The sequence below is a fragment of the Bosea sp. NBC_00550 genome (genome assembly GCF_026020075.1).
Lineage (GTDB): Bacteria > Pseudomonadota > Alphaproteobacteria > Rhizobiales > Beijerinckiaceae > Allobosea.
Map to the genome: position 1 here is coordinate 499,598 of NZ_CP102772.1, position 20,615 is coordinate 520,212.

The following is a 20,615-nucleotide window of genomic DNA, read 5'->3' on the forward strand; positions in this document are numbered from 1 at the left end:
AGAGATCACTTCGCTAAATTCAGAGTCGAACGGTCGGGGCTTATGCAACTCCCGTTGAAGAATGCGGCCTTCCACACCGATATCGCGCCGGACCGGCGCGACGCCGACCAGCCGCCGGAACGGGCGCTGGGGCGGGTGATTGCCTGCGACGGTTCGCGCGCCACCATTCTCAGCGCGGTCTCGACCGGGAACTGGCTGGCGGGCGACGCCTGGGCGATCGGCCGGATGATCTCGATCAATCTCGGCCAGAGCCGGATCGTGGCGCTGGTCTACAAGCTGCACGCCGTCGAGGCTGCATGGAGCGATGGCGACAATCCGATCCAGGTCGAGGTCGAGTTCCTCGGAGAAGTGCAGGAAAAGCCGGACGGCTCGGCGCGCTTCCAGAGCGGCATCACCAATTATCCGCCGATCGGCGCCGTGGCTCATCGCATCCGGACGGGCGATCTCGCACTCGTGCACGACCTCGGTGACCGAACGGCGGCCGAGATCGGCCATGTCACGCAGGATGCCAGCATCCCCGCCACCGTCAGCATCCAGGACATGCTGTCGCGCCACTTCGCCCTCGTCGGCACGACCGGCGTCGGCAAGTCGAGCGCGGTCTCGCTGCTGCTGCGCCGGGCTGTGGCGGCGCGCCCGCGCCTGCGTGTGCTCATTCTCGATCCGCACAACGAATACTCCGTCGCCTTTCCGGACCTCGCCCTCACGATCGACGGCGAGGCGCTCGACCTGCCGTTCTGGATGTTCAAGCAGGAAGAGCTGGCCGATGTCGTCTTCCGCGGCCGGCCGGCTCTGGCTGACGAGCCCGACATCCTGCGCGAGGTCATCGCCGCTGCCCGCACGCGCTACCGCATCCCGAGTAGTCAGGAGCTGGCGCGCGATCTCGGTTCGAGCCTGCTCAAGCGCCCGCTCGATCTCGGCGCCGGGCGCGGTGTTCCAGAGCCGGCGCCGACGGCCGGCATCGATGCGGCGACTCCCTATCGCCTGAAGGATGCCTTCTCGGTCATCGACGAGCTCATCGGTTTGCATGAGCAGCGCTGGCCGCGGGCGGCATTGCGCTCGCTGAAGGTGCGGCTGGAATCGCTCCATGCCGATCCGCGCTACCGTTTCATGTTCGGCCGCGCCAACATGTACGAGACGGTGGCGCCGATCCTCGGTCAGATCTTCCGCATCCCCATGCATGGCCGGCCCATCACCGCCTTCCAGCTCGGTGGCCTCCCGGGCGAGGTGGTCAATGCCGTGGCCTCTGTGCTGTCGCGGCTGGCCTTCGATCTCGCCATGGCGAGCCAGGGCGCCTGCGAGGTCCTCGTGCTCTGCGAGGAGGCGCATCGCTATGTGCCGTCCGACCCGGCGCTGGGCTTCTCCCCGACCCGCCAGGCGATCGCCCGCATCGCCAAGGAGGGCCGCAAATACGGCTGCTATCTCGGCGTGGTCACCCAGCGTCCGGGCGAGCTCGATCCGACGATCCTGTCCCAGTGCTCGACGGTCTTCGCGATGCGGCTGGCCAATGAGCGCGACCAGCAGATCATCCGCTCGGCGATCTCGGACGCCTCGGCCAGCACGATCAACTTCCTGTCCTCGATCGGCAATCGCGAAGCGATCGCCTTCGGCGAGGGCGTCGCCACCACGATGCGGATGCGCTTCGCCGAGCTCAAACCGCACGAATTGCCGGCGATGGGCGGCCGTGCGGGCGAGGGCGGCGGGCGGCTGGAACCGACCCTCGACGACATGGTCCGGCGCATGCGGGCGTGAGTGCCGGCAGGCAAGCGCGAAATTCTTGCATCGCGGCGGCATTGCCTGTAAGGCCGTGCTCAATCCATTTCCCTGCATCGCTGAGATCGGAAGGAGCCGGCCATGGCTCGCGTTACCGTTGAAGACTGCATCGACAAGGTCGAGAACCGCTTCGAGCTGGTGCTGCTCGCCAGCCACCGCGCGCGGATGATCCAGTCGGGCTCGTCGATCCTTGTCGCCCGCGACAACGACAAGAACCCCGTCGTCGCGCTCCGCGAGATCGCCGACGAGAAGCTGAAGCCTGAGGATCTGAAGGAAGACCTGATCCACTCGCTGCAGAAGCATGTCGAGGTCGACGAGCCGGAGCAGGAGACGGTGCCGCTGCTCGCCAGCCCCTCTGCCGCCGCGACGCCCGACAGCGAAGTCCAGTTCGACCGCATGAGCGAGGAAGACCTTCTGCGCGGCCTCGACGGCCTCGTGCCGCCGACCGAGAGCGCCGACGACGAGGACTGATCCTCCTGCTGTGAATCGATTGTTCATTGTTTGACGCTAAAGCCCGGCAGTGCCGGGCTTTTTCATGCCCGCCTTCCGGAAAACGCCTTGCCGCCCCTGATGCCCGTGCCGATAATAATGTGTTGCAACGATCAAGGGATGAGGCAGGGGCCCGCATGGGCATGATGCGGCAATACGAGCTCGTTGACCGGGTCAGGAGCTACAATCCGAACACCGACGAGGACCTGCTCAACCGGGCCTATGTCTATGCCATGCGCGCGCACGGCACGCAGAAGCGCGCCTCGGGCGACCCCTTCTTCGCCCACCCCCTCGAAGTCGCGGCGATCCTGACCGATCTGAAGCTCGACGACGCGACCATCGTCGCGGCCGTCCTGCACGATACGGTCGAGGATACGGCGGCGACGCTCGAAGAGATCGAGAGCATGTTCGGGCCGGATATCCGCCGGCTCGTCGACGGCCTCACCAAGATCAAGAAGCTCGACCTCGTCTCGAAGAAGGCCGCGCAGGGCGAGAATTTCCGCAAGCTCCTGCTCGCCATCGCCGACGATGTCCGGGTGCTGCTGGTCAAGCTCGCCGACCGGCTGCACAACATGCGGACCCTGCATTTCGTCCCGCCCGAGAAGCGCCTGCGCATCGCCGAGGAGACGATCGAGATCTACGCCCCGCTCGCCGGCCGCATGGGCATGCAGGAGCTGCGCGAAGAGCTGGAGGAGCTCTCCTTCCGCCACATCAAGCCGGAAGCCCACGCCACCGTGACCAAGCGGCTGGAAGAGGTCACCGAGCGCGAGGGCAGGGTGATCGGGGAGATCGAGGACGATCTGAAGGGCAAGCTCGCCGCCAGCGGTATCCAGGCGCAGGTCTCGGGCCGCCGCAAGCGCCCCTATTCGATCTGGAAGAAGATGGAGCGGAAATCCGTCTCCTTCGAGCAGCTCTCGGATATCTTCGGCTTCCGCGTCATCGTCGAGAAGCCGGAGGATTGCTATCGCGTCCTCGGCATCGTCCACATGACCTGGCCGATGGTGCCCGGCCGCTACAAAGACTACATCTCGACGCCAAAGCAGAACGATTATCGCTCGATCCACACCACCGTGGTCGGCCCCGGCCATAGCCGCGTCGAACTGCAGATTCGCACCGATTCGATGGACCGTATCGCCGAATACGGCATCGCCGCCCATGCGCACTATAAGGATGGCCGCACCGGCGAGCCGAGCCAGCTCGGCGACGAGAGCCGCGCCTATCAATGGCTGCGCCGCACCGTCGATCTGTTGAACGAGGGCGACAGTCCCGAGGAATTCCTCGAGCACACCAAGCTCGAGCTCTTCCATGATCAGGTCTTTTGCTTCACGCCCAAGGGGAGGCTGATCGCCCTGCCGCGTGGCGCCACGCCGATCGACTTCGCCTATGCCGTGCATACCGATGTCGGCAACAGCGCCGTCGGCGCCAAGATCAACGGGCGCATCGCCCCGCTGCTGACCGAACTGCAGAACGGCGACGAGGTCGAGATCACCCGTGCCGAAGGGCAGGCGCCGCCCGCGGCCTGGGAAGCGCTCGTCGTCACCGGCAAGGCCCGCGCCGCGATCCGCCGCGCCACGCGCACGGCGGTGCGCCGCCAATATGCGGGCCTCGGCCGCCAGATCCTCGAACGGGCCTTCTCCCGTGCCGAACGCGCCTTCTCGGACGACAAGCTGAAGGCCGCGCTGAAGCGGCTCGCGCGCAATACGGTCGACGATGTGCTCGCCGCCGTGGGCCGCGGCGAGATGTATTCCGGCGACGTCGTGAAGGCGGTCTATCCTGATCTGGAACCGGAGAAGCGCGGCTCGCCCGAGGCGAAGCCTCCCTCCGGGACCAATGGCAAGGGCTGGTTCGAGCTGCGCCAGGGCGAGAACCTGAAGTTCAAGCTGCCGGGCGAGGCACCTTCCGACAGTGCGATTCCGATCCGCGGCCTCGGGCGCGACCTGCCTGTGCGCTTCGCTCCAAATGGCGGTGCCGTACCGGGGGATCGCATCGTCGGCATCCTGACGCCGGGCGAGGGAGTGACGATCTACCCCATCCAGTCATCGGCGCTCGCGGCCTTCGACAACGAGCCAGATCGCTGGCTCGATGTGCGCTGGGATCTCGACGACAAGGTGCCGCAGCGCTTCCCCGCTCGCATCGCCCTGAAGTCGATCAACGAGCCGGGCTCGCTCGCCCAGATCACCACCACCATCGCCGAGCATGACGGCAATATCGACGCCGTCTCGATGAACCGCCCGAATCCGGACTTCACCGACGTCACCATCGATCTGACGGTCTGGGACCTGAAGCATCTCTCGGCGATCATCAGCGAACTGCGCGAGAAGCGTGTGATCAGCCGGGTCGAGCGCGTGGTGGGGTAGGCGAGAATGGCGCCGTCATGCTCGGGCTTGACCCGAGCATCTCGTGACCAGGGCTTTCTCTGGAAAGAGATTCTCGGGTCTGCGCTTCGCTCCGCCCGAGAATGACGCCGAGGCTGGAGACTACCCGCGAAACGCCGCCGCCAATTCCCGCACGAAGGCGCTCGCGCGCGGTGTCGCGACATTGCTCCTGAGCACGACCTGCGAGGCGCCGAGCGCCGGCAGGCCCCAGTCCGGCCCGACATCGATCGTTCCGGCAGGCGCGATCCGCGCCGCCAGCGGCGAGACGCCGAGCCCGACCTGAACCGCCGCCGCGACCGCCGCCATGCCGCCGCCGATGAAGGCCTCGCGCCAAGAGATGCCGGCGCGGTCGAGCGTGTCGATGCCGTGCGCCCGCAGGCGGCAATCGGCGACGAGACTGACGAGGGGCACGGGCGCATCCGGTTGCCACACCAGGCTGCCTGCCGCAAACCAGCCGAAAGCGTCGTCGCGCAAGACCTCGCCCGTCCGCCCCGGCCCGATCCGGCGGACGATCGCGACATCGATCTCGCCTCGTTCGAACGCCTCTTCCAGCGCCCGCGACGACTCGATCCTGAGGTTGATTACAATGCCTGGATCATGAGCGGACAGCCGCGCCAGCACGGCCGGAACCTCGGCGCCAACAGCCTGTTCGCTGATGCCGACCGCGATTCGCTCGGTCGTGGCGGTGAAGGCGAGGAGCGCCTTGCCATGCGCCGCCATCAGGTCCTGTGCGGCCGGCAGAAAGCGTTCTCCCTCGGCCGTCAGCCGGACCAGCCGGGGATGGCGCTGCAGCAGCAGGCGGCCGAGCCCATCCTCCAGCCGTTTCACCCGAGTCGAGACCAGCGACTGCGTCGTGCCGAGCGCCTCGGCGGCGCGCGTAAAGCTCTTCAGTTCGGCAGCGCGCAGGAAGGAGGCGACGGCGTCGATATCGAGCGTGCTCATAGATCGTAATTCCGTATCTTTGATATCATCAGAAATACGATTTTCAGATCGATATCGCAAGCCTATGGTTCTTCTCGAAGGCGCGATCACGCGCCGCGAAGGAGACGACACCATGCCCCTGATCCGTATTTCCATGCGGCGCGGCCGCCCGGCTTCCGAGCCCGCCGCGATCATCGACGGCGTCTACAAGGCGTTGCGCGAAACCTTCGAGGTGCCGGAAAAGGACCTCTTCGCCGTCGTGCACCAGCATGATGCCGACGAGTTCGTCTTCGATGCCAACTATTTCGGCTTCAACCGCAGCGCGGGGCTGGTGATCATCCAGATCACCGTCGCCAATACGCGCGGCGTGACGCAGAAGAAGAAGCTCTATGCCGCGATCGCCGAGAACCTCGCGCGCGAGCCAGGGCTGAAGCCCGACGACATCTTCATCAACCTCGTCGAGGTCAAGCGCGAGGACTGGTCCTTCGGCGGCGGGATCGCCCAGTACGTGGCGTGAGGCGTCGTTTCCGCTCACCTCCGCGCCGTCATCCCGGACAAGCGGCGAAGCCGTGCAGATCCGGGATCCATCGTAGAGCACCGGAACCCTACGATGGATCCCGGCGCTCCGCTTCGCTTCGGCCGGGATGACATTGCACTGGAAATTGCAGCGACGACCCTCCCACTCTACATCCTGTCCTCATGGAATGGACGGACGAGGGCACGATCATCGGCCTCAAGGCTCATGGCGAAAGCGCCGCGATCCTGGAGGTGATGACCCGCGACCATGGCCGCCATCTCGGGCTCGTCCGGGGCGGGCGCTCGGCCAAGGCTCAGGCCCCGCTGCAGCCGGGCAACAGCGTCTCGTTGACGTGGCGCGCCCGGCTCGACGAGCATCTCGGCGAATACAAGGTCGAACTGCTGACCTCCCATGCCGCAAGGCTGATCGAGGCGCCGGTCGCGCTCTACGGGCTGGCGACGGTTGCCGGCCTGCTGCGCCTGCTGCCGGAGCGCGATCCGCATCCCGGTCTCTACGAAGGGTTCTCGGTGCTGATCGCTCATCTCGACGAGCCGCGCCTCGCCCCCGCGCTGGTCGTGCGCTTCGAGCTCGCCATGCTGTCAGAACTCGGCTTCGGGCTCGACCTGGCGCGCTGCGCCGCGACCGGCTCGACCGACGATCTCAGCCATGTCTCGCCGAAGTCGGGCAAGGCGGTCAGCCGCCCGGCGGCGCAGCCCTATCTCGACCGACTGCTGGCGCTGCCGGCCTTTCTCGTCGAGGGGCAGGGCGGGCGCCAGCCATCGGCCGCCGATATTCTCTCGGGCTTCGCCTTGACCGGGTTTTTCCTGCGTCGGCACCTCTTCGAACCGCGCGGTTTGCAGGAGCCGCCGGAGCGCGCAAGGCTGGTTGAGCTGGCGACGCGCGCAGCCGCGAATTCATCCACCGATTGAACGCAAAATGCCGGTCCTGGCGTTTGCGCGCATGGGCGCGTACCTGCATTGTTCTGGCGGGCTGATTCGTGCTGTGCCATAGAGCATCACGCGAATTTCGACGAGACGAGGGCTGACGAAGCATGGGCAAACCGGTCGATCCGCCGCCGGAGGATGAATCCGAGCGCATCGATCTGAAATCGGCGCTCGAAGAGCGCTATCTCGCCTATGCGCTCTCCACCATCATGCACCGCGCCCTGCCGGACGCGCGCGACGGGCTGAAGCCGGTCCACCGCCGCATCCTGCACGCCATGCGGCTGCTCCGGCTCGACCCCGGCCAGGTCCACAAGAAATGCGCCCGCATCGTCGGCGACGTCATCGGTAAGTTCCACCCGCATGGCGACCAGTCGGTCTACGACGCGCTGGTGCGCCTCGCGCAGGATTTCGCCCAGCGCTACCCGCTCGTCGACGGGCAGGGCAATTTTGGCAATATCGACGGCGATAACGCCGCCGCCTACCGCTACACCGAAGCACGCATGACCGAGGTCGCGCGGCTGCTCCTCGACGGTATCGACGAGGATGCGGTCGATTTCCGCGAGACCTATAACGGCGAGGACGAGGAGCCGGTCGTGCTCCCGGCGGCCTTCCCGAACCTGCTCGCCAACGGTTCGCAGGGCATCGCGGTGGGCATGGCGACCTCGATCCCGCCGCACAACGCCGCCGAGCTCTGCGACGCCGCGCTCTATCTGATCCAGCATCCGGAAACCTCCTCCGAACAGCTCATGACCTTCGTGCCCGGCCCGGATTTCCCGACGGGCGGCATCATCGTCGAGACCCGCGCCTCGATGGCGGAGACCTATCGCACCGGGCGCGGCGCCTTCCGCACCCGCGCGCGCTGGATGAAGGAGGATCTAGAGCGAGGTGCCTGGCAGGTCGTCGTCACCGAAATCCCCTACATGGTCTCGAAGGGCCGGCTGATCGAGAAGATCGCCGAGCTGCTCAACGACAAGAAGCTGCCGCTGGTCGCCGATCTGCGCGACGAGTCGGCAGAGGACATCCGCATCGTCATCGAGCCGCGTGCCCGCAACGTCGATGCCAACCTGATGATGGAATCGCTCTTCCGGCTCTCGGAGCTGGAAGCGCGCATTCCGATGAACATGAACGTGCTGACCGGCGGGTTGGTGCCGCGCGTGCTTGGTCTCTCCGAGGCCTTGCGTGCCTGGCTGGACCATCGCCGCGACGTGCTGCTGCGGCGCTCGCGCTTCCGGCTCGGCCAGATCGAGAAGCGTCTCGAAATCCTGCGCGGCCTGCTGATCGTCTATCTCGATCTCGATCGCGTCATCAAGATCATCCGCGAGGAGGACGAGCCGAAGATCGAGCTGATGCGCTATTTCGAGCTCAGTGAGGTCCAGGCCAACGCGATCCTCGACACGCGCCTGCGTGCCTTGCGCAAGCTCGAGGAGATGCAGCTCAAGACCGAGCTCGACGAATTGACCAAGGAGAAGGAGCAGATCGAAGGTCTGCTCGCCTCCGAGGTGACGCAGTGGAAGACCATCGCCTGGGACATCCGCCAGGTGAAGAAGACCTTCGGCCCGGAAACGGTGATCGGCAAGCGGCGCACCGATTTCGCCGATATGCCCGAGACGACCGACATCGACCTGACCCAGGCCATGGTCGAGCGCGAGCCGGTCACGGTGGTCATCTCGAAGAAGGGCTGGATCCGCGCGCTGAAGGGCCATGTCCAGGATCGCTCCAGCTTCTCCTTCAAGGGCGACGACGCGCTCCAGACGGCCTTCTTCACCGAGACGACGGCAAAGGTGCTGGTGCTTGCCTCGAACGGCAAGGTCTTCACGCTCGACGCCTCCAAGCTGCCGGGCGGCCGCGGCTTCGGCGATCCGATCCGCCTGATGATCGAGCTGGAGGAGGCGGCCGAGATCGTCTCGGCTTTCGCCTACAAGCCGGGCTCCAAGCTGCTGATGGTGACCAGCGAGGGCAGGGGCTTCGTCGCGCCGGCCGACGATGTCGTCGCCAACACCCGCAAGGGCCGTCAGGTGCTCAATGTCGACGGCAAGGCGGTCGCGGTGCTGGCGGTTCCTGCGGAGGGCGACCATGTCGCGATCATCGGCGAGAACCGCAAGCTGCTCTGCTTCCCGATCTCGGAAGTGGCGGAGATGGGACGCGGCAAGGGCGTTCGCCTGCAGCGCTACAAGGATGGCGGCCTGTCCGACGCCAGGACCTTCAACCTCGCCGACGGCCTCACCTGGCTCGACACCTCCGGCCGGACCTGGACCGTGACGCAGGCCGATCTGCTGGAATGGCTCGGCCATCGCGCCGAAGCAGGCCGCCTGCCGCCCAAGGGCTTCCCGAAGAGCAATACGTTCGGGGGGTAGGCGCGGAGTACGACGAGGCGTCATGCTCCGGCTCTACCCGAGTATCTCTGGAAGGAGAGGCGCCTCATTCGGGAAGAGATTCTCGGGTCGCCGCTGCGCTTTGCCCGAGAATGACGCAAGATCAAGGCTTTGCGCGGCGTTCCGGAATCACCTCCGCAGTCGCCTGAATCGAATCCTCAGCGGATCGCCTGGCCGAAGACACCCACCTCGACGCCGAGCGTGATCTTGTCGGTTACGGCCCATTCCACCCCGGCGCGCGCTTCCGGGCGCACGGCGATGTCGCTGCGGCTGAAGGGGGCCGCGAAGTCGGTCGCGCCATAGCGCCAGGTCTCGTTGGCGGCGCTCACGCCGACCTTGGTGTAGAGCAGCACGTCCGGCGTCACCAGCACACCTGTCTTGATCTGGAAGGCGCCGGCGAAGTCGCGCGTGTAGGCGGCGTTGCCGAAGCTCGGATAGCCGTAGCCGCCGATCGCGGGGGCGTAGTCGATCGCGCCGATGATGCCGTAGACGAAATTGCCCTCGCGCCGCATCGTCCCGGCCTCGAGCCCGAAGGTCGGCCCGGCGCTGGTGCGCATGTGCTTCGAGCTGGTCACCTGGAAGCCCGACGAGATACGGGCATAGGAACCTTCCCATTTCGGCGAGAGACTCGGCTCGTCCCAGGCGAAGGAGGGTACGGCGGCGAAGCCGGTGAGGGGCAGGAAGGTTTGCGCCTCTGCCGCGCCGGTGAAGAAGATCGAAAGCGCCGCAGCGGAAAGAAGCGGAAATCTCACGTCGAAGCCATCCTCGCGCAGAAGCGCCCTGCGGGAGGCTAGCATGAGGCGGGTCGAATGTCGCGGTTTTGTGGCGCGGCCACGGGTCGCTCAGGCGATCTTCGTCCTGAGCTTGAGGAAGCGCAGCGTCCGTTCCGCCGTTGCGAGATCGAGCTTGGCGTAGGCGTCGACATCGTCATCGATGTCGCGCGACGAGAAGTAGAGCCGCCGCGCGCGCAATTGCAGGATGGCGCGGAAGGCCGTGGTGCCGATCCCCAGCGCGCGGCAGGTGACGGCGATGCCGCTGGCATCCCGCTGCATCAGCACGCGCAGCGCCTGCTCGATCGAGATGTCGGATATCTGCGCCAGAACCTGCGCGAGATGGTAGGCGCGATCCTCGTCGGCCAGCATGGTGAGCACGTCGTCGACCTCGCGGACCTTCGCCGCAAGGTCGGAGAGCAGGAGCTTGACCTCGAGGCGCTGCTGGCGCGCCTGCCGGGCAAGCGAGACAGCTTCCTCCGTCGCGCTCGCGCTCGGGGCAGGTCCATCGGCGAACTGCTCGACGATCCGCAGCACGCGTTGCGCCCGGTTTGGTGCAAGGTCGGATCGGCGGGCGAGAGCGCCGGTGACCGCGGCGTCGTTACTCCCACGCTCGAGCAACCGGTCGAAGCCGCGATCCGAGAAGGCGGCGCCCTCATTGGCGCTGACGGTGTGCAACACCTTCTGGTCGCCGCGTTCGACGAGGATGTCCGTGACGCCCTCGGAGAGACGGGCGCGCTCGGCGATGGCGACGAGGTGCTGCTGCGACTGGCTCACCGCGATGGCGGCGAGGTCGGTGTCCGTCAGCACAGGCGAGAGGGTCAGGACGAGCCGGGCGACCTCCGCATTGCTGTCGCCACCGAGCGTGACCGCGACGTTGTGCGGCAGCGTCGGCATGCTCGCCACGCGGTCGGCATAGCCCTTGCGCTCGTCGTCGCCGAGATGGGGAAGCGAGCTCGTCGCGATCTCCCCATAGTGATCCTTGACGGTGTCGCTGGGTTCCTGGTCGAGCAGGAACAGATCCGTGACGGCATGAAGCAACTGCCGGCGCGAATCCGACGACATGTCGGCCGGCATCCGGGTCAGGTTACGCAACATGAAGGCCCCCACGGCAAAGCAGCGACGGCATCATGCCCGAACCAGCTTGATTTACTCTTAAGGCAACAGACTCGTTTTCTGGACAGCGGGATGGTGATGCCCCGCCGTCCAGCCCGTGGTGTACGTGCCGGCGCCTGCCAGCCGGTCTTCCAGGTTACGCACCTATAGGTTGCGTATTTCGTGTCAGGAGGTGATCGATCAGGGCCATCGCGATCAGCGACGCTCCGACCAGCGGGAAAACGAGCCCCCCGACCGCGAGCAGGCCGACGACAATGCGCAGCGTCCCCCTCTCCGCCGGCAGCGGCGGGACACCGAGCGAGCCCTGGGGCCGCCGCTTCCACCACATCACCAGAGCCGAGACGGCCAGCAGGATGATCGCGAAGCAGACCGCTAGCATCAGGAGTTGGTTCGCCAGACCGAATTCCTGGCACATATGGACGTTGACGCCCCATTCCAGCGCCTTGCCGAGCGGTCCGTAGTCGGAAAAGCCCATGTCGAGCAGCGGCTTGCCGCTGTATTGATCCAGATGGATCACCCGCTGGAACGCCATGTCCTTCGGATAGACCGAGCCCGTGTAGACGCCGGCCGGACCGCTCGGGAGATTGACGGCATAACCCCGCTTCAGCCCGAGGCGATCGAAGGTCGCGATGGCAGCATCGAGATCGATAGGCTTGCCTCCGGCGCCTGCCGATTCAGGCATCCTGGCCTGTTCGAGCGACCATGAGGTCGGCCCGGCATGGGCGAGGTGCTCGTCGGACATCGGCACGGCGACGCGGACACCGGCCGGATAGCCGAAATTGTGGCCGTTGGCCCATTGGTTGACCTTGGCTCCCCAGAGCACCGACCAGGGCATGCCGGTGATGGCGAGGAACAGGATGAAGCCGCCGGCGACGAACCCGGTCACGGCATGGAGATCGCGCCAGAACACCCGCTGGCGCGGCTTGCCGCGCACGGTGACGACACCGTCGCGCTGCTTGCGAGGCCACCACAGATACAGGCCGGTCAGGACGAGCAATATCGCCCAGCCGCCGACGATCTCGATGACGCCGTTCGCGATCGGCCCGAAATAGGCGAGGCTGTGCAATTGACGGATCACCCACATCAACGTGCCGCGATCGGGGATCTGGCCGAGGACGCGGCCGTCATAGGGATCGACATAGACCACCATCCGCGTCCCGGCAGCATCGCGCAGGGTGACCTCGGCCGACGCGGTCGCGGTCTCTGGAGGCACATATTTCACGGGCTGACCGGGAAAGGCCCGCATGGCCTGCGCGACGATTTCGGTCGGCGGTCGCTCGGTTGTCTGTCGGGCCTCGACCTGCTTGACGTCGCGGTGGATCAGGCCGTCGATCTCGGCCCGGAACAGGTAGAGCCCGCCCGTCACGGCCAGCAGGATGAGGAAGGGCAGGGTGATGAGCCCGGCATAGAAATGCCAGCGCCAGACGGCGCGATAGAGGGATGCGGCTTGCCGGCCCGCGCGCTCGGGCGCGGCCGTAGCCGTGGAAACGGTTGTCATGAAAATTCCTGGTCTGAGCTGAAGGGGAAGGGCTTCAGGCCAGGGAAGGGGGAGCGCGGGCGCCGAGCGGATAGCCATGCGCTGCGGGAGCCGGGTCGGCGGCTGCCCGCGGAACGGAAACGATATGCGGCGCCGGCTCTCGCCGGGGGATCGCGAAGGGCACTGCGGGCGGTGGCAGCGCAGTCGCCGACAGACAGAGACTCGCGCAGCAATCGGGCAGCCTGCCGCCGCTGCTATCCGGAGCAGGCTCCGCCGGGGCGGTTTGGCCGGGCGCGCAAAGCGGATGCAGCAGAGTGGGCGAAGGCTGCGCCGATATCCCGGCGGCGAGCGCCGCGAGCGTCGTCTGCAGAACGACGACATAGACGGCCAGCAGCGCGATGGCGCTCCTGTGCCAGTTCGTCCGTCCTGTCGTCCCCTTCATGCAGAAGCGCTTAGCCGATCCGTCGGGCCGGCGGAAGCGCGCAGCGTGACGCTGCCTTCTGTTCAGGCGGCCGGCAGGCAGGCCGGGCCGAGCGGCTCGAAGCTCTTATAGGTCAGGATGAATTCCTGATGTCCGAGTTCTTCGGACTTGGTCTTGCCGCCCTGGCCGAGCGAGACGACGAGGTCGCGGATCTCGGTGCCGACTTCGTCGAGGCCGGCCCGGCCTTCGAGGATGCGCCCGGCATCGATGTCCATATCCTCCGACATCCGGCGATAGGTCTCGGGATTGGCGCAGATCTTCACCACCGGCGAGATCGCCGATCCCACGACCGAGCCTCTGCCGGTGACGAACAGCACGCAATGCGCCCCGCAGGCGATCAGTTCCGCGATCTCGGCATTGTCGTTGATGTTGGGGAAGCCGAAGCGAACTTCGCCATCCGGCACGACGTCGAGCAGATAGAGCCCGCCGTGTGGCGGCACGTCGCCGGGCTTGATCAGGCCGGAGATCGGCGAGGCCCCGGATTTGGCATAGGCGCCCATCGATTTCTCCTCGATGGTCGAGAGCCCGCCCTCGGCATTGCCGGCGGCGAAGGAGCCGTAGCCCAGTGTCGCGTAATAGCGCGCTGCCTTGGCCACGGATTTCTCCAGCTCGGCGCCGAGTTCGGGCGTCACCGCGCGCGCCGCCATGATGTGCTCGCAGCCGATCAGCTCGCCGGTCTCCTCGAAGATGCAGGCGGCGCCCTCCGAGATGAGCTGGTCGAAGGCGCGCCCCGCCGCGGGGTTGCCGGTGATGCCGGAGGTGCCGTCGGAGCCGCCGCAGACCGTGCCCACGACGAGTTCGGACACCGCCATCGGCACCGTCTCCTGCGTGTCGAGCGCGATGCGCTGCTCCTCGACCCAGGCCCGGCCTTCGCGGATCGAGGCACGCGTGCCGCCGGTGCCCTGGATGATGATGGTCTTGACCGGCCGGCCGGTGGCGCGCACCGCCCGCTCCAGCGCGTATTTGTTGAAGCTCTCGCAACCCAGCGAGACCAGCAGCACGGCGCCGACATTCGGATGGGTGCAAAGCTGCTCCATCATCCGCTCGGCATAGGGGTTCGGATAGCACCCGGGGAAGCCGATGGCGTGGACGCCTTCCTCGCGCCAGGGCAGTGCGATCTCGCGCGCGACATGATGGGCGCACTCGACGAGATAGGCGACCGCGACGGTATTGCGGATGCCCTTGCGCCCGTCGGACCGGAGATAGCCGCGCATCTCGCTCATGCCGAAGCTCCCTTGCGCTCGTCTTCCAAATGATAGGTCGGCGTGTAGTCGCTTCGCATGTTGTGGACATGGACATGTGCGCCGGCGGCGATCGCCTCGGTCGCCACACCGATCGGCGCGCCGTATTTCAGGATCTTCTCGCCGGCCGCGATGGCGCGGCGGGCGATCTTGTGGGCGAGCGCGATGTCACGGTCGAGCGCTGCCGGGCCCGAGCCGGTCTCCACCGTCTCGCCGGCCTTGAATCGCACCCGCGCGACGAGGACATTGTCGCGCGGATCGAGCAGGATGAGGCGCGGATCGTGGGACATGGCGTCCTTTCCCTCTGGTCGTCATCCCGGACAAGCCGCCTTGGCGGCGCTGATCCGGGATCCAAGCCTGAACCTCTGCCAGCCGCGCTCCGGCATGGATCCCGGGCCTCCCTTCGGTCGCCCGGGATGCCGGCGCGGTTGGATTGTCTTTCAGAACTTGCCGTACTGCAGATAGGCCTTTTGCGGATCGGTGCCGGCCAGGATCGCGGTGCGGACCTTGTTCTCGGTATAGATAGCGGTCTCCGACTTCTCCAGAACCTCTTCGATGATCTCGGCGGGAATGCGAACGACACCGTCGCGATCGGCGAGGATGTAGTCGCCGGGGCGGATCCAGACATCGCCGATCTTGATCGGCTCGTCGACCGCCTTCGGCAGCCAGGCACCGACGATGTCGCGCGGAGTATAGGCCTTGAAATAGGCCTGGAAGCCCATCTCGACCATGAACTCGGTATCGCGCGACAGGCCGTCGATGACGCAGCCGCGCACGCCCTTGTTCTTCAGCGTCTCGGCGGAAAGTTCGCCCATCAGCGCGATCTCGTTGGTGTTCGGCTGGCAGACCCAGACATGGCCGGCCTTGGCGGCCGACAGCAGGCCGGTCCAGCCCAGCAGCGTCTCATGCGCGTCGAATTCCCCGGTCTTGCCCTCCACCGTGAAGGCGGGGCCGGCAAGCTTCTGGCCCGGCAGGAGCGGGCGCAATTCCGGCGGCAGCACGAAATCCTTCAGCCCCATCGCCCGCATCGTGTCGTGGATGATGCCGGTGTAGCAACGCTCCAGCCGCTGCGTCAGGTCTTCGCTCATGTTTCCTCCGGCGGGCCTTATCGCGGCGGGTTTGCCGCGCTGGCCGTTGGCGGCACAGTGCCGGGAGGGAGGGGGCGTCGCAAGCGCGTTTTCCGCGCGTCGCTGATGCGTTTCAATCGGTTGAATCGGCGCGGTCGACGCGCTCCCAGCCCTGCGGCATCAAACGCTCCTGCGGCAGGAAGCGAGCCTTGTAGGCCATCTTGGGCGAGCCTTCGACCCAGTAGCCGAGATAGACATAGGGCAGGCCGAGCCGCCGGGCGCGGGCGATATGGTCGAGCACCATGAAGGTGCCGAGCGAGCGGGCCTCCAACCCGGGATCGTAGACCGAATAGACCATGGAGAGCCCGTCGCCGAGCGTATCGGTCAATGCCATGGCGAAGAGGTCACCTTCGCCCCGCCCGGTGAAACCGGAATCAGGACCGCGGCGGCGATACTCGATCAGCTGGGTCTCGACATGAGTGTCCTCGACCATCATCGCGAAGTCGAGCGCCGACATCGTCGCCATTCCGCCATCCGGGTGGCGCTCGTCGAGATAGGAGCGGAACAGCGAGTAGTGCTCGGAGCGCGGCTGCGGCGCCCGGGCCTCGCCGATCAGATCGCTGTTATGCGCCAGCGCCCGGCGGAAGCCGCGCGAATAGCGGAAATCGTCGACGCAGATCCGTACGGAGATGCAGGATCGGCAGATCTCGCAGGCCGGTCGATAGGCGATGCTCTGCGAACGGCGGAAGCCGCCCTGGGACAGCACGTCGTTGAGCTCGCGCGCCCGCGAGCCGACCAGATGCGTGAAGACCTTCCGCTCCTCGCGCCCGGGCAGATAGGGGCACGTGGTCGGGGAGGTCAGATAGAATTGCGGAGCATCCCGCAATGGGCGCGTCACGTCGGCTGGCTCCGGAATAGCTGCGCCGTTCAATGTAACATCGGCTGCGGCGGCAACAAGCTATGACGATGGGGTATGCTACGCTCTGGAGTGATCTTGCAGTCGACATCTTCGCGGCGGCGACTGTGCGGCGAACCGGCGACCCAGGAGTGCGAGATGCCCGGCGAGAAGGTGGCGCTCAGTGGCTCGAAGGAAACGCTCCTGATCACGCTCTGTGCGAAGGCGGGCGAAAGCCGGTTGCCTGATTCGCTGCTGGGAGACCACTTCGCCGCCGAGGCGATGGATCGGATCGACTATGATTTCTCCCGCTTGAAGATCGACCGCGACCTGATGATCGGCGTCGCGCTGCGTGCCCATGTGATCGATGGCTGGACCCGGGACTTCATCGCTCGTCATCCCGAGGCGACCGTGCTGCATCTCGGTTGCGGGCTCGACAGCCGCATCTTCAGGATCGCGCCGCCCGCCGGCATCCGCTGGTTCGACGTCGATTTTCCTGATGTCGTCGCCTTGCGGCAGCGCCTCTATCCGACCTGCGAGAACTACGAATTGGTGGGATCGTCGGTGACCGAGCCCGGCTGGATCGAGGCGGTGCCCCGGGATCGACCGACCTTGGTCGTCGCCGAGGGGCTGCTGCCCTATCTGCAGGCGCAGGACGTACCGGACCTGCTGGAGCGCGTGATCGGCCATTTCCCGGGCGGCGAGTTGGCTTTCGACGCCTATAGCCGCCTCGGGCTCTCCATGATCGCGTGGCAGCCCTCCGTGCGCTCCACCGGCGCGACATTGCACTGGGCGCTCGACGACCCGCAGGAACTGGTTCGGCAGTTTCCCCAGCTCGAACTCGTCCAGGAGCTGATGGGCTACGGTCCGGACGGACACGACCCGCGCCAGGTTGCGCGCATGTCGCTGCCGGCGCAGGTCGCCGTCCAGTTCTTCGGATGGATTCCCGCGCTGGCGAGGGCCGGCCGCCTGCTGCGCTTCCGCTTCTAGGGTTCTTACGCCCTGACGACGACGAACCCGGTCAGCAGGTCATGACCCATGCGCCGGTCGGCGCGGGCGAAGCCGCAGGCGACGTCGAGAAGCCAGAGCACGAAGGTGCCGGCCGCGACGTAGAACAGCAGCGCATGCACGGCTGCCGCAAGGCCATCCGGCCGGCCGCCATCGGCAGTCTCGACCCTCAAGCCCGCGACGCGCATGCCCCAGGTCGACTGGCGCCGCCCGCCGATCGTCAGCGCGGCATAGCCGAGCGCGGTCGCGACCGTCGCGATCGGGATGAGGAGCCAGGTCGCGCCGAAGGTGACCACGCCAAGGAGGACCAGCAGAAGGAAGACCAGCCAGCCGAGGAAGAACAGCACGACGATGTCGATGAACCAGGCGAACAGCCTTGAGCCGAGAACGCCGCTGACGTTCTGGTAGGGGCGCTGTTCGAGTGCCGTGACCGGCGGCTGGCCGTAGCGGGTGTCGCTCATCGAGACTTCGATCCTCCATCGGCGCGCGAAATGCGTCGCCCGGCGAATAATGTTTGTTCAGCGTGCCGGTTCCGCAAGGCCGCGCGGCAGGATGCGCCGTGGCGCGAAGCCGTTTTTTGCAAGAACGTCCTCGATCGCGCGCGAATGCGCCTCGCCGCGCGTCTCGACGGTGACGTCGAGCGAGACGCCCTTGGCGGGAACGTCGAGGAAGAGTCGGCCATGGCTGACCTCGAGGATGTTGGCGCCCTCGCTGCCCAGCAGGCTCGCGATCTTGCCGAGCAGGCCCGGCCGGTCGTTGCTGGTCAGGCGGAAGGCGACGATGCGGTCCTCGCGCTCCAGCTCGCGCACCATGATCGCGGCAAGCAGGCGGGTGTCGATGTTGCCGCCGCAGAGCACGAGCCCGACCTTGCGCCCGGCATAGCGCTGCGGCTCCTTCAACATCGCGGCGAGCCCGGCCGCGCCGGCGCCTTCTGCCAGACTGTGTTGAAGGCTCGCATAGGCATTGACCGCGCGCTCGATCAGATCCTCTCCGACGAGGACGATATCGCTGACGAGGCTCGATATCACCGGCAGGGTGAGCTGGCCGACGGTCTTGACCGCGATCCCCTCGGCCAGCGTCGGGCCGCCGATCGGGCGGTCCTGCGCATGCACGGCGTTGAAGAAGGAGGGATAGAGATCGGCCTCGACGCCGATCAGCTCGATGCCGGGCTTGATCGCCTTTGCCGCGATGGCATTGCCAGCCATCAGCCCGCCGCCGCCGAGCGGGATGATCAGCACGTCGAGATCGTGCGCGTCGGCCAGCATCTCCTGCGCCACCGTGCCTTGTCCGGCCATGACCGCCGGATCGTCATAGGGGTGGACGAAGACGAGTTGCTCCGCGCCGGCGAGCTCGCGTGCCTTGTGGCCGGATTCGTAGAGCGTCTCGCCGTGGAGCACGACGCGGGCGCCATGGGCGCGGGTATTCTCGACCTTCACCAGCGGTGTCGTCTCGGGCATCACGATCGTCGCCGGGATGCCGAAGCGCTTGGCGTGATAGGCCACGGCTTGTGCATGGTTGCCGGCCGACATGGCGATGACGCCGCGCGCCCGCTCGCTCTCGCTGAGCGTCAGCAGCTTGTTGACCGCGCCGCGTTCCTTGAAGGAGGCGGTCGCCTGCATGTTCTCATGCTTCACCAGCACGGTCGCGCCCGTCAGCTCCGACAGGCGCGGTGCCGGCACCAGCGGCGTGCGCAGCACGTGCCCGGCGATGCGGTTCGCGGCCGTGTCGATATCCTCGGGGGTGATCGCGAAAGCTTCGCTCATGATACGCTCCATTCGGATGTGGTGTCGCTAGACCTGCCGCGGTGTCAGATCGCCATCGCCGAAAAACCCGCCTGGGCGCAAGATCAGGACGATGGCGAGCAGCGAATAGACGGCGAGGTCGCGCTGTTCGATCGGCAAGGTCGACGACCAGGCGGTTTCGAAGACGGCGATGAAGAGGCCGCCCAGCGCTGCGCCGCTGACCGAGCCGATCCCGCCGAGGATCGCGGCGACGAGGGCCTTGAGTCCGAGCGAGAAGCCGCCCGCAAAGCCCATGCCGCCATAGATCACGGTGACGATCACGCCGGCCATGCCGCAGACCGCGCAGGCGATGATGATGGCGACGTCGTGAACCGCGCGGGCATCGACGCCAAACAGCGCCGCAGTGTGCGCATCGTCCGACACGGCCCGCCAGGCCCGGCCATAGGCCGTGCGCCGGATCAGCGCGACGAGGCCAAGCGCCGTGCCGAGCCCGATGACGGCGAGCGCCAGCGACAGCGGGTTCAAGGTGAGGATGAAATCGCCGGCATGCGCCAGGGGAATCGGCGTGTTGAAGACGGGCGGCAGCCAGCGCATTTCCGGCCCCTGCACCAGCCTGAGATACTCCGACATCGCGATGGCGAGCCCGATCGTGGCGATCAGCATCTGCTGGCCGCTGGCGCGTTCGAGATGGCGCAGCACGAAGCGGCCCATGGCGAAGCCGTGCAGGGCGCAGACGACGATCGCAACGGTGAAGGCGACGGCGAGTCCCGAGAGCGGTGTCGAGATCGCGAGCGACAGCAGGAGCGCCACGCCGACGACGGAGGACAGCGCGCCCAGTGCCGCGAACTCACCGAAGCTGAGGATGATCCGTCCGGTCAGCCCATAGACGAGAGCATAGGCCGCGGCGAGCAGGCTGTAGATCGCCGCCGAGGGCAGGGCGCTCAAGCCTTGCTGCAGGCCGTAGGCGAGACCGCCCGGAATCGCCGGCAAGTCTTCGGCCGAGGGCGCGGCTGGGTCGGGAGGTGGTTCGGCCCGGTCTTCGAGATAGAAGCGCCGCAGCAGATAGAAGCTGGCATCGGCCATCGGGCGTCCGTCGGAGGCGATGCCGATCATGGCGCCGCGGCCGGGCCCGCTGCCTTCCCCGGCGAAAAGGCAATCGATGCTGCGATGGCGCGATATGCCGTCGCCGAGCTGGACCCGGTAGAGCAGCCTCAGCGCGCGACTGACCGGCCCCTTGGTCGCCCGTTCGATCTCGATGCGGGCATTCGGCGGATTGAGCGGCGGGATCGCCTGTCGGCAGAGCCGCATCTGGTCGGTGTCGAAATCCTCGCCGCACCCCGCGAGGGCGAGCAGGACAACAGCCAGAATCGGCAGGAGGAGCGGGCGCATGTGCCGAGACGGTAGCGCTTGCCCGTGCGCATTGGAACACG

19 protein-coding genes are annotated in these 20,615 nt (G+C 66.7%); 7 read left to right on the top strand and 12 right to left on the bottom strand.

Annotated features, from left to right (window positions below; translation table 11 throughout):
* The first annotated feature begins 42 nt into the window (after positions 1-42).
* From NWE53_RS02380 to NWE53_RS02390, 3 genes are all read left to right on the top strand, one after another.
* On the top strand, positions 43-1,749 hold the full coding sequence (locus tag NWE53_RS02380) for an ATP-binding protein (protein ID WP_265052792.1): 1,707 nt from the start codon (positions 43-45) through the stop codon (positions 1,747-1,749).
* Between the two features lie 102 nt (positions 1,750-1,851).
* Entirely contained in the window at positions 1,852-2,241 is a 390-nt protein-coding gene (rpoZ, locus tag NWE53_RS02385) for a DNA-directed RNA polymerase subunit omega (protein ID WP_265052793.1), read from the top strand.
* A gap of 161 nt (positions 2,242-2,402) precedes the next feature.
* Positions 2,403-4,616 (top strand): RelA/SpoT family protein, encoded by a 2,214-nt coding sequence (locus tag NWE53_RS02390; protein ID WP_265054795.1) that lies wholly within the window; start codon positions 2,403-2,405, stop codon positions 4,614-4,616.
* Positions 4,617-4,736: 120 nt separating this feature from the next.
* Here the strand turns inward: NWE53_RS02390 and NWE53_RS02395 are convergent, their stop codons facing one another.
* Positions 4,737-5,576 (bottom strand): LysR family transcriptional regulator, encoded by an 840-nt coding sequence (locus NWE53_RS02395; RefSeq protein WP_265052794.1) that lies wholly within the window; start codon positions 5,574-5,576, stop codon positions 4,737-4,739.
* A 112-nt stretch (positions 5,577-5,688) separates the two neighbouring features.
* On the opposite strand from NWE53_RS02395, the gene NWE53_RS02400 reads away from it, so the two are divergent.
* The 3 genes from NWE53_RS02400 (at position 5,689) to parC (ending at position 9,370) form a co-directional block, all read left to right on the top strand.
* Positions 5,689-6,072, top strand: a complete 384-nt coding sequence (locus NWE53_RS02400; protein WP_265052795.1) for a tautomerase family protein — start codon at positions 5,689-5,691, stop codon at positions 6,070-6,072.
* 182 nt (positions 6,073-6,254) lie between these two features.
* Complete coding sequence (gene recO, locus NWE53_RS02405) at positions 6,255-7,001, top strand: DNA repair protein RecO (RefSeq protein ID WP_265052796.1); 747 nt, start codon at positions 6,255-6,257, stop codon at positions 6,999-7,001.
* 122 nt (positions 7,002-7,123) lie between these two features.
* The gene (parC, locus tag NWE53_RS02410) at positions 7,124-9,370 is read left to right on the top strand and encodes a DNA topoisomerase IV subunit A (RefSeq protein ID WP_265052797.1); all 2,247 of its coding nucleotides are present in this window, start codon (positions 7,124-7,126) and stop codon (positions 9,368-9,370) included.
* A 176-nt stretch (positions 9,371-9,546) separates the two neighbouring features.
* Here the strand turns inward: parC and NWE53_RS02415 are convergent, their stop codons facing one another.
* The 8 genes from NWE53_RS02415 to NWE53_RS02450 all read right to left on the bottom strand — a co-directional run bounded on the left by NWE53_RS02415 (position 9,547) and on the right by NWE53_RS02450 (position 16,438).
* Positions 9,547-10,140: an outer membrane protein gene (locus NWE53_RS02415; protein ID WP_265052798.1), complete on the bottom strand. Its 594-nt coding sequence runs from the start codon at positions 10,138-10,140 to the stop codon at positions 9,547-9,549.
* Between the two features lie 90 nt (positions 10,141-10,230).
* The gene (locus tag NWE53_RS02420) at positions 10,231-11,256 is read right to left on the bottom strand and encodes a DUF2336 domain-containing protein (protein WP_265052799.1); all 1,026 of its coding nucleotides are present in this window, start codon (positions 11,254-11,256) and stop codon (positions 10,231-10,233) included.
* Between the two features lie 154 nt (positions 11,257-11,410).
* Positions 11,411-12,772 carry a PepSY-associated TM helix domain-containing protein gene (locus NWE53_RS02425; protein WP_265052800.1) on the bottom strand — a complete coding sequence of 454 codons (1,362 nt, stop codon included), beginning with the start codon at positions 12,770-12,772 and terminating at the stop codon, positions 11,411-11,413.
* Positions 12,773-12,806: 34 nt separating this feature from the next.
* On the bottom strand, positions 12,807-13,193 hold the full coding sequence (locus NWE53_RS02430; protein WP_265052801.1) for a hypothetical protein: 387 nt from the start codon (positions 13,191-13,193) through the stop codon (positions 12,807-12,809).
* A 62-nt stretch (positions 13,194-13,255) separates the two neighbouring features.
* Positions 13,256-14,455: a UxaA family hydrolase gene (locus tag NWE53_RS02435; protein WP_265052802.1), complete on the bottom strand. Its 1,200-nt coding sequence runs from the start codon at positions 14,453-14,455 to the stop codon at positions 13,256-13,258.
* The gene (locus NWE53_RS02440; protein WP_265052803.1) at positions 14,452-14,763 is read right to left on the bottom strand and encodes a UxaA family hydrolase; all 312 of its coding nucleotides are present in this window, start codon (positions 14,761-14,763) and stop codon (positions 14,452-14,454) included. Before NWE53_RS02440 ends, NWE53_RS02435 begins: the two co-directional genes overlap by 4 nt.
* A 150-nt stretch (positions 14,764-14,913) precedes the next feature.
* The gene (locus tag NWE53_RS02445; protein WP_265052804.1) at positions 14,914-15,561 is read right to left on the bottom strand and encodes an RraA family protein; all 648 of its coding nucleotides are present in this window, start codon (positions 15,559-15,561) and stop codon (positions 14,914-14,916) included.
* 112 nt (positions 15,562-15,673) lie between these two features.
* Positions 15,674-16,438, bottom strand: a complete 765-nt coding sequence (locus tag NWE53_RS02450) for an arginyltransferase (protein WP_265052805.1) — start codon at positions 16,436-16,438, stop codon at positions 15,674-15,676.
* 156 nt (positions 16,439-16,594) lie between these two features.
* On the opposite strand from NWE53_RS02450, the gene NWE53_RS02455 reads away from it, so the two are divergent.
* Positions 16,595-17,425 carry a class I SAM-dependent methyltransferase gene (locus tag NWE53_RS02455; protein ID WP_265052806.1) on the top strand — a complete coding sequence of 277 codons (831 nt, stop codon included), beginning with the start codon at positions 16,595-16,597 and terminating at the stop codon, positions 17,423-17,425.
* Positions 17,426-17,430: 5 nt separating this feature from the next.
* Here the strand turns inward: NWE53_RS02455 and NWE53_RS02460 are convergent, their stop codons facing one another.
* The 3 genes from NWE53_RS02460 to NWE53_RS02470 are packed head-to-tail and all read right to left on the bottom strand — an operon-like array spanning position 17,431 to position 20,574.
* Positions 17,431-17,904 (bottom strand): RDD family protein, encoded by a 474-nt coding sequence (locus NWE53_RS02460; RefSeq protein ID WP_265052807.1) that lies wholly within the window; start codon positions 17,902-17,904, stop codon positions 17,431-17,433.
* Positions 17,905-17,961: 57 nt separating this feature from the next.
* Complete coding sequence (locus NWE53_RS02465; protein ID WP_265052808.1) at positions 17,962-19,206, bottom strand: threonine ammonia-lyase; 1,245 nt, start codon at positions 19,204-19,206, stop codon at positions 17,962-17,964.
* Between the two features lie 27 nt (positions 19,207-19,233).
* On the bottom strand, positions 19,234-20,574 hold the full coding sequence (locus NWE53_RS02470; RefSeq protein WP_265052809.1) for a branched-chain amino acid ABC transporter permease: 1,341 nt from the start codon (positions 20,572-20,574) through the stop codon (positions 19,234-19,236).
* Positions 20,575-20,615: the final 41 nt, after the last annotated feature.

What these genes read in the sequence shown, in the direction of transcription:
- NWE53_RS02380 (WP_265052792.1), top strand. Translation starts at nt 43, where the DNA reads ATGCAACTCCCGTTGAAGAATGCGGCCTTCCACACCGATATCGCGCCG.
- rpoZ (WP_265052793.1), top strand. Translation starts at nt 1,852, where the DNA reads ATGGCTCGCGTTACCGTTGAAGACTGCATCGACAAGGTCGAGAACCGC.
- NWE53_RS02390 (WP_265054795.1), top strand. Translation starts at nt 2,403, where the DNA reads ATGATGCGGCAATACGAGCTCGTTGACCGGGTCAGGAGCTACAATCCG.
- NWE53_RS02395 (WP_265052794.1), bottom strand. Translation starts at nt 5,576, where the DNA reads ATGAGCACGCTCGATATCGACGCCGTCGCCTCCTTCCTGCGCGCTGCC.
- NWE53_RS02400 (WP_265052795.1), top strand. Translation starts at nt 5,689, where the DNA reads ATGCCCCTGATCCGTATTTCCATGCGGCGCGGCCGCCCGGCTTCCGAG.
- recO (WP_265052796.1), top strand. Translation starts at nt 6,255, where the DNA reads ATGGAATGGACGGACGAGGGCACGATCATCGGCCTCAAGGCTCATGGC.
- parC (WP_265052797.1), top strand. Translation starts at nt 7,124, where the DNA reads ATGGGCAAACCGGTCGATCCGCCGCCGGAGGATGAATCCGAGCGCATC.
- NWE53_RS02420 (WP_265052799.1), bottom strand. Translation starts at nt 11,256, where the DNA reads ATGTTGCGTAACCTGACCCGGATGCCGGCCGACATGTCGTCGGATTCG.
- NWE53_RS02425 (WP_265052800.1), bottom strand. Translation starts at nt 12,772, where the DNA reads ATGACAACCGTTTCCACGGCTACGGCCGCGCCCGAGCGCGCGGGCCGG.
- NWE53_RS02430 (WP_265052801.1), bottom strand. Translation starts at nt 13,193, where the DNA reads ATGAAGGGGACGACAGGACGGACGAACTGGCACAGGAGCGCCATCGCG.
- NWE53_RS02435 (WP_265052802.1), bottom strand. Translation starts at nt 14,455, where the DNA reads ATGAGCGAGATGCGCGGCTATCTCCGGTCCGACGGGCGCAAGGGCATC.
- NWE53_RS02440 (WP_265052803.1), bottom strand. Translation starts at nt 14,763, where the DNA reads ATGTCCCACGATCCGCGCCTCATCCTGCTCGATCCGCGCGACAATGTC.
- NWE53_RS02445 (WP_265052804.1), bottom strand. Translation starts at nt 15,561, where the DNA reads ATGAGCGAAGACCTGACGCAGCGGCTGGAGCGTTGCTACACCGGCATC.
- NWE53_RS02455 (WP_265052806.1), top strand. Translation starts at nt 16,595, where the DNA reads ATGCCCGGCGAGAAGGTGGCGCTCAGTGGCTCGAAGGAAACGCTCCTG.
- NWE53_RS02460 (WP_265052807.1), bottom strand. Translation starts at nt 17,904, where the DNA reads ATGAGCGACACCCGCTACGGCCAGCCGCCGGTCACGGCACTCGAACAG.
- NWE53_RS02465 (WP_265052808.1), bottom strand. Translation starts at nt 19,206, where the DNA reads ATGAGCGAAGCTTTCGCGATCACCCCCGAGGATATCGACACGGCCGCG.
- NWE53_RS02470 (WP_265052809.1), bottom strand. Translation starts at nt 20,574, where the DNA reads ATGCGCCCGCTCCTCCTGCCGATTCTGGCTGTTGTCCTGCTCGCCCTC.